Annotated in this window: 9 protein-coding genes and 1 tRNA gene; 4 read left to right on the top strand and 6 right to left on the bottom strand. The window is 58.3% G+C overall.

Annotated elements, in window-relative coordinates:
- Positions 1 to 35: 35 nt before the first annotated feature.
- Positions 36 to 578, bottom strand: coding sequence for a diaminobutyrate acetyltransferase (gene ectA, locus ACTZWY_RS05840; protein ID WP_444789753.1), 543 nt, complete (start codon positions 576 to 578; stop codon positions 36 to 38).
- Between the two features lie 296 nt (positions 579 to 874).
- On the opposite strand from ectA, the gene ACTZWY_RS05835 reads away from it, so the two are divergent.
- Positions 875 to 1,369, top strand: coding sequence for a MarR family winged helix-turn-helix transcriptional regulator (locus tag ACTZWY_RS05835; protein WP_444789752.1), 495 nt, complete (start codon positions 875 to 877; stop codon positions 1,367 to 1,369).
- A gap of 17 nt (positions 1,370 to 1,386) precedes the next feature.
- Here the strand turns inward: ACTZWY_RS05835 and ACTZWY_RS05830 are convergent, their stop codons facing one another.
- Positions 1,387 to 4,284 (bottom strand): valine--tRNA ligase, encoded by a 2,898-nt coding sequence (locus ACTZWY_RS05830; RefSeq protein ID WP_444789751.1) that lies wholly within the window; start codon positions 4,282 to 4,284, stop codon positions 1,387 to 1,389.
- An 87-nt stretch (positions 4,285 to 4,371) separates the two neighbouring features.
- Complete coding sequence (locus tag ACTZWY_RS05825) at positions 4,372 to 5,409, bottom strand: LacI family DNA-binding transcriptional regulator (protein ID WP_444789750.1); 1,038 nt, start codon at positions 5,407 to 5,409, stop codon at positions 4,372 to 4,374.
- A gap of 118 nt (positions 5,410 to 5,527) precedes the next feature.
- On the opposite strand from ACTZWY_RS05825, the gene ACTZWY_RS05820 reads away from it, so the two are divergent.
- The 3 genes from ACTZWY_RS05820 (at position 5,528) to ACTZWY_RS05810 (ending at position 8,464) form a co-directional block, all read left to right on the top strand.
- Positions 5,528 to 5,604: transfer RNA gene (locus tag ACTZWY_RS05820), tRNA-Arg, on the top strand.
- 426 nt (positions 5,605 to 6,030) lie between these two features.
- A complete protein-coding gene (locus tag ACTZWY_RS05815) occupies positions 6,031 to 6,684 on the top strand; it encodes an ABC transporter ATP-binding protein (RefSeq protein WP_444789749.1) in 654 nt (217 codons plus the stop codon).
- Entirely contained in the window at positions 6,668 to 8,464 is a 1,797-nt protein-coding gene (locus tag ACTZWY_RS05810; RefSeq protein WP_444789748.1) for a capsule biosynthesis protein, read from the top strand. The genes ACTZWY_RS05815 and ACTZWY_RS05810 overlap by 17 nt, the downstream gene beginning before the upstream one ends.
- 140 nt (positions 8,465 to 8,604) lie before the next feature.
- Here the strand turns inward: ACTZWY_RS05810 and ACTZWY_RS05805 are convergent, their stop codons facing one another.
- From ACTZWY_RS05805 to ACTZWY_RS05795, 3 genes are all read right to left on the bottom strand, one after another.
- The gene (locus ACTZWY_RS05805; RefSeq protein WP_444789747.1) at positions 8,605 to 9,783 is read right to left on the bottom strand and encodes an NAD(P)/FAD-dependent oxidoreductase; all 1,179 of its coding nucleotides are present in this window, start codon (positions 9,781 to 9,783) and stop codon (positions 8,605 to 8,607) included.
- A gap of 103 nt (positions 9,784 to 9,886) precedes the next feature.
- Positions 9,887 to 11,281 (bottom strand): dihydrolipoyl dehydrogenase, encoded by a 1,395-nt coding sequence (lpdA, locus tag ACTZWY_RS05800; protein ID WP_444789746.1) that lies wholly within the window; start codon positions 11,279 to 11,281, stop codon positions 9,887 to 9,889.
- Between the two features lie 111 nt (positions 11,282 to 11,392).
- Positions 11,393 to 11,971: a DUF924 family protein gene (locus ACTZWY_RS05795; protein WP_444783212.1), complete on the bottom strand. Its 579-nt coding sequence runs from the start codon at positions 11,969 to 11,971 to the stop codon at positions 11,393 to 11,395.
- Positions 11,972 to 12,055 lie beyond the last annotated feature (84 nt).

Here is a 12,055-nt window from a genome sequence, read left to right as displayed (position 1 = left end):
TTTCAATTTATGATTAAATGCTGCGGGGGCGAGAGTCAGGCCGCGATCCGCAGCGCCTTGCGTGGCAGGCTTATTTTAACCAGATGCTCGGTCGCATGCTGGCCATCAAGGTGGGTGTCGCGGTCAAAATGCGGCGCATCCGACAGCCGGCCGCCCAGATCGCGCGCGAAGCTGCGAAACAGGCCCCAGGACGCGGCATTTCCCTTGGTGATCGTGGTTTCAAGCGCCTGCACGTCGGCACAGGCAGGACGGTTCAACAGCGCGGCCAACATCCGCTTGCCCAAGCCCAACCCGCGCGCATCGCTGTGCACTGCCACTTGCCAGACGAAAATTGTGTCCGGCTGGTCGGGCGGAATGTGGCCGGAAATCCAGCCCAGAACCTGCGCGTCGCGTTCTGCCAGAATGCAGGTTTCTGCAAAATGGTCGCACTGAACAAGGTTCATATACATCGAATTCTGATCCAGCGGCGGACAGGCTGCTACCAGCTTCCACACCTCTGACCCGTCTTCCTTGCATGGCTTGCGAAGGTGCAACAGATCACCGGTTGCGCTTACGATTTTCAGGTTTTCTTTCGACATGTGCTCATTTTCTGGTCGTTTCCTTTGGCTTTCGATATATAGCGACATCTAAAAATTTTTCAACCTTAAGCATATTCTTATCAAACTTGACAATTTATATAATAAATTTCAGGCATTTAAGGAATATTTATGGCGGACAATCCACAAACTTCAGCAAAATTGCTTCGTTTACATAATTATTTGTATGACAAAGCACTTTCTCGCATCCAGAAGGTAATGCCCACAAGTTGCCCCTTGAACTTATGCCGCCCACACGGCAATGTCGCCACTACCCATTCCGTAATTGCAAGGCTGACGTGACCGACCGATCTTCTGACACGCTGATTGCGCTGCGTCGCATCATGCACGCACTGGAAGGGAACGCGCGCGCTATGGCGCGGGCGTCCAATCTGTCGCAGGCGCAATTGCTTGTGCTGTATACGCTGGCAAAAAACGGGCAGGAAATGCCGCGCGACATTGCGCGCGCGCTGGGGGTTGGTCAGGCGACGATTTCAACCCAGATTGACAAGTTGGAGCTGCGCGGGCTGGTGCGGCGCGAACGCAGGCATTCGGACCGGCGCGCGATATGGGTTATCTTGACAGACACAGGCCGCGCCCTGCTGGACCAGACGCCCGACCCCTTGCATGAACGCTTCACCACGCGGTTTCGAAAACTGGAAAGCTGGGAACAAACCATGATGCTGGCCGCAGTCGAACGGCTGGGCAGCCTGTTTGACGCTGAAAACACCACGCCCTTCCCCCCAGTCGAAGACGGGCGCGCCCTTGGGCCACTGGACGGGGCACAGGGGTAACCCCTGCGCCCCTTTGATCAGCCAATATCTTGCAACTGCGCCAAGGCGCCGCCAAGGCGGTCGATCTCCTCGGCCAGCAAAGCGGATTTTTCGCGCGCCTCGCTCACAACCTCTTCTGGCGCACTGGCCACGAATTTGGCGTTGTTCAAGCGCCCCTCAATGCCCGCACGTTCCTTCTCGGCCTTGGCTCGGGTCTTTTGCAGCCGGTCCTTTTCGGCGGCAATGTCAATCACCCCTTCCAGCGGCAGGCCGAACGTACCCCCTTCGACCGCCACAGTAATGGACCCTTTGGGCAGCGCATCCACCTGTTCCAGCGACGCAATACGCGCCAGTTTCGACACCAGCGCCATATTGCGCGCCAAGGCCGCCTGCCCCTCCGCGTTCAGGTCCAGTTGCACCATGTTCAGCTTCAACCCTACCGGCACGCGCAATTGCTGGCGCGCAGATCGGATGGTTTCAATCAGTCCGATCACCCAGTTCATTTCCCGCATGGCCCCAGCGTCCACCAGGTCCGCCCCGTATTCCGGCCAGTCGGCATGCGCGCAAAGCTTGTCGCGCGCCCCTGTCAGCTGCCACAATTCTTCTGTGATAAACGGCATGATCGGGTGCAACAGGATCATGCACTGATCCAACACCCATGCCATTGTGTCGCGGGTTTCCTGCGCCTGATCGCCATCAAACAGGGGCTTGGCGAATTCCACATACCAGTCACACACCTTGCCCCAAACGAAGGCATACAGCGCATTCGCCGCATCATTAAAGCGGTAATCAGTCAGCGCCGCATCGACAGCTTCGCGCACCTGCGCGGTTTCGCCAATGATCCAGCGGTTGACGGTCGCCTGCGCCTGCGGCGGGGCCGCCTGCGTGCTGTGCTTGTCCCAAACCCCGTTCATCTCGGCAAAGCGGCATGCATTCCACAGCTTGGTGGTGAAATTGCGATACCCCGCAATGCGGCTTGTATCCAGCTTCAGCACCCCGCCCATACTGGCCATGGCCGCATTGGTAAAGCGCAGCGCATCCGCGCCGTATTCATCAATGATTTCCAGCGGATCAACGACATTACCAAGGGATTTGGACATCTTCTTGCCCTTGGCATCGCGCACCAGCCCATGCAGATAGACATGGTGGAATGGTATTTCATCCACCACCGCCAATTGCATCATCATCATGCGCGCGACCCAGAAGAACAGAATGTCCTGTCCGGTGATCAACACGCTGGTCGGAAAGTATTTCTGCAACTCCTCCGTCCGCTCCGGCCAGCCCAGCGTCCCGATGGGCCAAAGGCCCGAGGAGAACCATGTGTCAAGCACGTCGGGGTCGCGCATTAACTTTCGTCCTTGCGCCATATCTTGGGCATCCGCCTCTGTCGGAGCGCAAAACATCTTCCCGTCTTCATCATACCAAACCGGAATCTGATGCCCCCACCACAATTGCCGCGAAATGCACCACGGTTCAATATTCTCCAGCCAGTGGTAATAGGTCTTCTCGCCGCTCTCCGGCATGATCTTCACACGGCCATCGCGCACCGCATCCAGCGCCGGCCCGACGACCTTTTCGGCATCAACAAACCACTGGTCCGTCAACATCGGCTCAATCACAACTTTGGACCTGTCGCCAAAGGGTTGCATGATCTTCTTCGCCTCAACCAGCGGCACCAGTTCAGCGGGGTCATCCTCCGCACCCGGCTTGCGCCCCAGCCGCGGATCATCCGCACGGGTCATCACCGCCAACCCCTCGGCCGTGATTTCTTCCACCACGCGTTCACGCGCCGCATAGCGGTCAAGGCCCCGCAGATGGTCAGGCACAAGGTTCAGCGCGTCGGCCTCTGCCTCGGACAGCACCCGCTCACCGCGCGCCACAGCACCCGCAATCGCGGCGGCCTCGGCATAGGCTGCGCCATCCGCGCGCATCTGCGCGCGCGTGTCCATCAACCGATACATCGGTATCCCGCCGCGCTTGGCCACGCCATAATCATTGGCGTCATGCGCACCGGTAATCTTGACCGCGCCAGACCCGAAGGCGGGATCCGGATACTCATCAGTGATAATCGGGATCAAGCGGCGATGCTCTTTCGGACCAACCGGGATTTCACATAGTTTTCCAACAATTGGCGCATAACGTTTATCTGATGGATGAACTGCAACCGCCCCGTCCCCCAACATGGTTTCAGGCCGCGTCGTCGCAATGGAAATATAGTCCCGCATCTCGCGGAAAATCACCGTCCCGTCTTCATCTTGCTCCAAATACTCATAACTTTCGCCACCAGCCAGCGGGTATTTGAAATGCCACATATGGCCGTCAGTCTCGATATTCTCAACTTCCAGATCGGAAATCGCTGTCTCAAAATGCGGGTCCCAGTTGACCAATCGTTTCCCGCGATAGATCAGGCCCTTGTTGTACATCTCCACAAACACTTTGATGACGGCATCGTGGAAATTGCCATCCTCGCCTGCGGGCGCTCCGGGTGCGCCCGACATGGTAAAGGCATTGCGCGACCAGTCCAGCGAACAACCCAACCGCTGCAACTGTCCGATAATGGTACCGCCCGATTGCGCCTTCCACTCCCAGACCTTGGCCAGAAATTCATCGCGGGTGAAATCGGTGCGCTTCTTGCCTTGCTTGGCCAGTTCGCGTTCAACAACCATCTGCGTGGCAATGCCTGCATGGTCCTGTCCGGGTTGCCACAGCGTATCAAAGCCCTGCATGCGTTTCCACCGCACCAGAATATCTTGCAGCGTGTTGTTGAATGCATGGCCCATATGCAGGCTGCCCGTCACATTGGGCGGCGGAATCATGATGCTGAAGGCGTCATCGCGGCGCTTGTTCGCGCCTGCTGCAAAGGCGTTTTGCGCGTGCCACATCTCGGCAATGCGCCGCTCGGCGGTCTGCGCCTGAAAATTCTTGTCCATCGCCATCTGTCCGGCCCCGTTGCTTTGGTTTGGAACCGTGTTTAGCGCCCCTGTCCGCCAAGGGAAAGCCCCGCAACCGGCCCCTGTTGCGCGCTAGCGTATTTGGCGGATCGTATCGCCGGGCGCCATGCGCGGACTAAGTTCGATGATCCTGCCGCCGATGGTGCCGTCCTTGTTTTTACCCGCAACGATTTCGGCAGCCTGCTGGCCAATTTCGCGGCGGCAGGCATCTGTTGTGGCCAGTCGCAAGCGCAAGCCGTCCAGCAATTCCAGCCCGTTGAACCCCGCAAGCCCGATTTTCCCCGGCACATCAAGCCCCTGATCCAGACAGTACAGCAACCCGCCTGCACCGATCATGTCGTTGGAATAATACAGGAAATCAAGGTCCGGGTTGGCCTGCAGAATGGCCGCTGTCATTTCGCGCCCCTTGGCCAGCGACGACCCGCCCGCGTAATGCTCGGTTGCCGCCAGCGATACCCCTGCCGCGGTCAGCGCTTCGGTGAACCCTTCCAGCCGTTTGCGCGCGCGGTGGTCATCGGGCATTTTGGACCCCATGAACCCGATCCGGCGATAACCTGCGGCCAGGATCGCTTCGGCCATTTCGCGACCTGCACGTTTGTGGGAAATCCCCACCATGGAATCGATCGGGGTGCCGTCAATATCCATGATCTCGACAATCGGAACACCGGCTGCAGCCAGCATGGCACGCGCGGCTTCCGAATGCTCCAGCCCCGCAAGAATCATGCCAGACGGGCGCCATGACAGCATTTCATAGATGACATTCTCCTCGCGCTCGGGCTTGTAATCTGTCGCACCGAACACAGGTTGCAGCCCCGAATCCTCCAGCGCGTCGGAAATACCGCCCAGCACTTCGGGAAACACCATATTGGCCAGCGACGGTATAACCACCCCCACCAGATTGACACGCTGGCTGGCCAATGCACCGGCGATCTTGTTGGGCACATAGCCCAGCGCCTTGGCGGCGGCCAGCACCTTGTCGCGGGTTGCGGGCGACACATCCGCACGGTTGCGCAACACGCGACTGACTGTCATTTCACTGACACCGCTTGCATCAGAGACATCCCGCAGCGTCAGGGGGCGGTGGCTTTCAGGGGGCAGATAAGGGGGCAAATCCGTAATCCTGTCAGAGTTGGGTCGAAGATGATGTTAGCGCCTGATCATAACAATGAGCAAGAGCGAAGCCACCCCCGTGACAAGCGCCTCCTGACACGCTATTGCAAGAGCACATGGCCCCGTGGCTCAACTGGATAGAGCAGCCCCCTCCTAAGGGGCAGGTTGCAGGTTCGAATCCTGCCGGGGTCACCAGAAAACCCAATAAAACATGGCGTCTTGTCTGGGGCTTGTGCAAGGCATTGTAAAAATGCGCGTTTGAATTCAAGGGACTGCTTTGTAAAATCATCATAAAGTCAGGCCTGCATTGGGTCACACAGGATTTTCAAGAATAGTCCCGCTGTCAAGAAACCCCGATAGGGCAGCGCGTGTTGCCGCAGGAATGGACCCCTTTATCCACCGTATCCGCGCTGCAGGCGGGCAGAAACAGCCGGGACAGGTTCGGGTGGGGCCTGTTTTTGCCCGACACCCTGTGGCCCAAAAACGAGTTGACGCCCTTGTTTGTTGCACGCGTTACCCATATTTTCGCCGCATTATCGAACTAGATACCCTTTCATCGTAATGTCGCGCGACCAGACCACGTTTGTATCCGTTCTCTATAAGTTTCAGGTGTATGCAGGTATGTTAAGCTTCGAGAGTGTCAGCAAATCCTACTGGACCGGCACACAGCACAAGGTCATTCTGGCCGATGCCAGCTTTACCATAACACCGGGCATGCGGCTGGGCGTGCTGGCCCAGAACGGGACAGGGAAAACCACCGTCATCAACATGATGGCAGGGCTGGAAAAACCCGACAGTGGAAAAATTCACCGCAATTGCAGTGTGTCCTTTCCGCTGGGGTTCATGGGTGGGCTGATCACCAAACACACGGCCACGGAAAATATCCGCTACATCGCAACGCTCTACAGCCTTGACCCGGATTATGTGGAAGCGTTCTGCCGCTGGATGTGTGATATCGGCGAATATTTCGATATGCCTATTGGCACCTACAGCGCCGGTATGCGCGCGCGTCTGGCACTTGCGTTGATGCTGGCCATGAATTTCGACCTGTATCTGGTGGATGAGGGGATGCCATCGACCACGGATACCGCATTCAACAAGCGCGCGGGAACGGTCATGCAGGAACGGTTCGATCAATCCGGCCTTGTAATTGTATCGCATCAGGTAGAAACCTTGCAGCAATTCTGCAGTTCTGCTGCTGTGCTGCGGGATGGCAAGATGTATTTTTTTGATACGCTTGAACAAGCGAAAGAACTGTATGACTACTCCAGTTAAATCCCAGCGTTTTCGCCTGCGCAGAACTGCGCAATCCGCAACCCTGTCGGCCGTTGCGGGCGCTGATGTGGCGCCCGCTGCCGCAGCGCCGCAACCAGCATCCCGGCCCGTTGCAGCCATAAGCGTGCAAAAACGCTCCAGGGCGGCGCCGCCACAAGGTGACCGCGCGCCAGCGCACTCATCGCACACCGGCACGGCCCGCGCGCAGACCACGCCTGCGGAAGAACCGGCGCAAACCGCCCCACATCCCGAACAAGCCAACGCCACCGAAACACCCCCGACCGTAGACATGGCCGCCCATTCCGCCGATGTCGAGGGGGGGGCAGATGTGGCCCTGACGATTGAGGCAATCCGCAGCGAAGGCCTGACCGCGCGCCAGTTGCGCATGGCCATGCGGGTGGCCCAGAAACACGGCATCCGCGCGACATCCGCCTATGAAGCCGTGCTTATTTTACGCCAGCGCGGCATAGACCCCTTTGCGCGGTCCACCATGCTGGATTTGCTGGATGACGGGGAAAAAAGCCCCTCGCGCGAAGTTGCGTTGCGCGGCGAAACCGCGCCTGCAACCGGCGAGGACCCGCTGAATGTTGCACAATCGCGCATGGCGCGCATTGCGGCGGACCGTGAACGCGAACTTGCGAAAGTGCGCCGCGATATTACCAAGCGCCGCCGCAAACGGCTGGCCTTGCTTGGCGCGCGCCTGTTGGCCTTTGTGACGTTGCCCACGTTCATTGTAACATGGTATTTCTATGTTATCGCAACGCCCATGTATGCAACCCAAAGCGAATTTGTCATCCAGCAAGCTGACAGCCAGTCTGGCATGGGCGCGCTGTCTGGCGTGCTGCCATCGGCGGCCGGAATGGGCATGGGCGGCCAGAATGAGGCCACTTCAGTGCAAAGCTTCCTGCAATCGCGCGGCGCCATGCTGCGGCTGGACACCGAGGAAGGCTTCAAGGACCATTTCCGCACCCCGCAGATAGACATCCTGCGCCGCCTTGCAGACGATGCCACCGATGAGGCCGCGTATAAACTGTATCAGCGCAACGTCCGGATCGGCTATGACCCGACCGAAGGCGTCGTGCGCATGGAAGTGATCGCGGCCTCCCCTGCTGATAGCGAACGTTTCGCGCGGGCCTTGATCCGATATGCGGAAGAACATGTCGACATGATGACCCAGCGCCTGCGCGACAGCCAGATGCGCGAAGCGCGAGCCAGCCTTGAAGAAGCCCAGCTAAACCTGGTCGAGGCCCGGCAGGCCGCCGTGGAACTGCAGGAACGTTCCTCGATCATTTCGGGCGAGGTGGAATTGTCGCTGTTGTCACAGCGCATTGTCGCCCTTGAGACGGAACTGACCCAAACCCGCCTGAGTCTTCAGGAAATGATGTCGAATGCCCGCCCCAGCGCCGCGCGCGTCCAACCCCTTGAACGCCGCGAAGAAGCCCTGCGCGCCGAGATTGAGACATTGCGCAATTCCATGACCCAAGGCACCAGTCAGGGGTCGTCGCTTGCGCGCATCCAAAGTGAATTGATCATGGCCGAAGCCGAGGTCCAGACCCGCGAAATGATGCGCGCACAAGCCATGCAACAGCTTGAAAGCGCCAGGATGGAAGTCAGCAGGCAAGTGCGGTATCTGGCGCTGTCTGTCGAACCCATTGCCCCGGACGAAGCCACCTATCCGCGCAAACTGGAAAATTCGATCGTGGCGTTCCTGATCTTCCTTGGCGTGTATTTGCTGTTGTCGATGACAGCTTCGGTGTTGCGTGAACAGGTGTCTGGCTAGGGCATGTTGCTCAAAAACCGGTTTTGAGCTTTTCGGACATGTGCAATCAATAAGTTAGCGCATGTCTCATGGATGCGAATGAAGTTGATATGCTCCATGGTCTTTGCCGCTCAGGGCATGGTCAGCGTTTCAGGGGGTCATCAGGCCACCTGACCCGCCGCCCAGCCTGATGACCATGCCCATTGAAAATTATATCCCCCCAACCAACCGGTCACATCAACCACCTCGCCGATGAAGAACAGTCCCTTTTGGGACCGCGATTCCATCGTTCGCGCATCCAGTTGCTGGGTATCAACTCCGCCCAAGGTCACTTCTGCAGTCCGGTATCCTTCGGTTCCTACAGGGACGACATGCCACCCGTGAATGGCATCCCTGACGCGCGCCAGCGCCAGTTTGGATTGATCTGCCAAATTCCCCTGAATCTGTGCCCGCAGCGCGACCTGTCGTGCCAGTTTCTCTGGTAGAAATCTGTTCAGGGCAGTGTGCACGGCCTGTCGTCCGTTGCTGTGCTTTTGCGCCTCCAATACCGGCAAGGTCTCAATATCAGGTGCAAGGTTCACATCAACCCCCTGCCCCTCGCGCCAATAACTTGAAATCTGCAGTATAGACGGGCCGGACAAACCGCGATGCGTAAACAGCAAGCCTTCCTGAAATCGTGCCTTGCCACAGGACACAACCGCTTGAACCGAAAGCCCGGCAAGGGGCGTCATCTCCTCCAACTGCCCCGCGGAGAACACCAGCGGCACCAGCGCGGGGCGTGTTTCGATAACCTTGTGCCCGAATTGCTCGGCCAGTTGATACCCCAGCCCCGTGGCCCCCATCTTGGGGATGGATTTCCCGCCAGTAGCCACGACCAGATGCGCGGCATCAAACTGGCCTGCACTGGTTTGCACGGTGAACCTGCTGCCATCATGGGACACAGCCCCCACTGATGTGCCAAGATATAACTGCACACCGGCCTGTGTCATATCGTCCAGCAGCATCGCCACAATGGCGCGCGATGATCCATCGCAAAACAACTGCCCAAGGGTTTTTTCGTGAAACGCAATCCCCGCGCGGCGCACCCTGTCGGTGAAATCATGCTGCGTATAGCGCCGCAAGGCGGACAGCGCGAAACGCGGGTTTTGGGATATGAATTTCTCGGGTCCGATGTGAAGATTGGTGAAATTGCACCGCCCGCCCCCCGAAATGCGAATTTTCTCACCCGGGGCGCGGGCATGGTCTATCAGCGCGACACGCCGCCCGCGCCTGCCCGCCTCGATGGCGCAAAACAGCCCCGCCGCCCCGGCCCCCAGAATAACAACATCAAACCGCTGCATCGTGATTGTCTACATCCCTCTGATCGCGCGCCAAACAGGAACGCCCTGCCGCAGGCAGGGCGTGACATATGGGCTTGCGGCGCAGCCGCGCATTTTGGCAATATCAGAAATGCAGCGCGCGCCCATATGCGTCAAGCACGGATTCATGCATCATTTCGCTTAGTGTCGGGTGCGGGAAGACAGTGTTCATCAAATCTTCCTCGGTCGTTTCCAGTGTCCGCCCGATCACATAGCCTTGTATCAGCTCCGTCACCTCGGCGCCGATCATATGTGCGCCCAGCAATTCGCCAGTTTTGGCGTCGAATATGGTCTTGATCATGCCTTCCGGCTCGCCCAGCGCGATTGCCTTGCCATTGCCAATGAACGGGAAACGCCCCACCTTGACGGCGTAGCCCTGCTCTTTTGCCTTGGCTTCGGTCAATCCCACGGATGCAACTTGCGGGTGGCAATAGGTGCAGCCGGCAATGCTGGCCGGATCAACCGCATGCGGATGGCCACCCGCAATCAGTTCGGCAACCATCACGCCTTCGTGGCTGGCCTTATGCGCCAGCCACGGGCCATTGGTGGCATCGCCAATCACATACAGCCCCTCAACCCCTGTGCGGCAATAGTCATCTGTCACGACAAAGGACCGGTCAATCTTTGCGCCCAGCTTTTCCAGCCCCAACCCTTCGGTATTGGCCACGATCCCCACTGCAGAAATCACTGTGTCGAATTCGTGCGTTTCAACCTTGCCGCGACGTTCGATATGGGCTGTGACCTTGCCCTTCGCACGGTCCAGTTTCTTGACCATGGCCTTGGTCATAATGGTCATGCCCTGCTTTTCGAACTGTTTTTGCGCGAAGGCACTGATCTCGGCATCTTCAACAGGCAAAATACGTTCCATCACTTCAACGACAGTCACATCCGCGCCTAGCGTGTTGAAGAAACTGGCAAATTCTATCCCGATGGCCCCGGACCCGATAACCAGCAGTTTCTTTGGCATGCGCTTGGGCTGCAATGCGTGCCTGTAGGTCCACACCAGATCGCCGTCCGCTTCCAGTCCGGGCAGTTCGCGCGCCCGCGCGCCCGTGGCCAGAATGATATTTGCAGCCGCAAGTTCCTCGGTGCCCTTGTCGGTCTTTACGCTGACCTTGCCTTTGGCCGGCAGGGTCGCTTCGCCCATCACCACAGTGATCTTGTTCTTCTTCATCAGATGGCCAATGCCGCCCGACAATTGCCCGGCCACCTTGCGGGATCGTTTGACCACCGCATCCAGATCGAACCCGATTTTTTCAGCGGTCAGGCCGAATTCCTTGGCGCGGTGCATCAGATGGAACACTTCGGCGGACCGCAACAAGGCCTTGGTCGGGATACAGCCCCAGTTCAGGCAGATGCCGCCCAAATTCTCGCGTTCGACGATTGCCACGGATTTGCCCAGTTGTGCAGCGCGAATGGCTGCAACATAGCCCCCCGGCCCTGCACCGATTACGACAAGGTCAAACGATCTGGCGGCCATATGGTTTCCCCTTCTGCACGCGTATCTGAAAGTAGTTTGCCATTAAACTATTTACGACCCCACCGCAACGCGCAAGACGAAACCCTGCCATGCATTCCCGGCATACCGTGCTCATGCGGCGCTTTTCAGTTGCGTCAGCGCGTCCATATATCCACCGCGCGCCAGAAAGGCGCGTTCCGGTGCCGTGCTGGTCCGCCCCAAGGCATCATTGCGATAGGGAAAGCGCCCGAATTCGCGGATGACGGCGCGGTGCGCGCGGGCATGAAGCAAATTGTCCGCCCCGGTTTGCGGCATGCGCAACAAGAACATGCGCACACACCGGTCCTGATCCATCTGGCTTTCGGAATGCATCAGCGGCAAATAGAAAAACTGGCGCGCAGGTTCGTCAATCTGGCAATCAAACCCAAGATGGCACGCGCGCGCCGCAATTCGCCGCGCCAGTTCATCGGTTGCGAAGGCGCGCGCATCATTGCGGAACATGTTGCGCGGGAACTGGTCCGTGACAATCAGGAATGCCAAGGCCCCGCGCGGGCATGACGCCCAGTTCAGCAGGCGCCCGTCACGCGCCTTCTCCCACAGCGCCATGAATCGGTCGCGGATTTCGTCGTCCAGTGCATCGCTTTGCGCATACCATTTTGCGGGGCCGACATCTTCCAACCAGAACGAAATTACATCATCAACGCTGGACATGATCTTTTTCCTTATGCTGCCTGCCCCAACCGTGCCAGCCACCCTGCCATCAGGCAAGTCATTTACCCGTCATTGTGGTGAAAA

It is taken from the genome of Roseinatronobacter sp. NSM (genome assembly GCF_052379845.1).
Classification (GTDB): domain Bacteria; phylum Pseudomonadota; class Alphaproteobacteria; order Rhodobacterales; family Rhodobacteraceae; genus Roseinatronobacter.
This window is presented reverse-complemented; position numbering and strand designations above follow the sequence as displayed.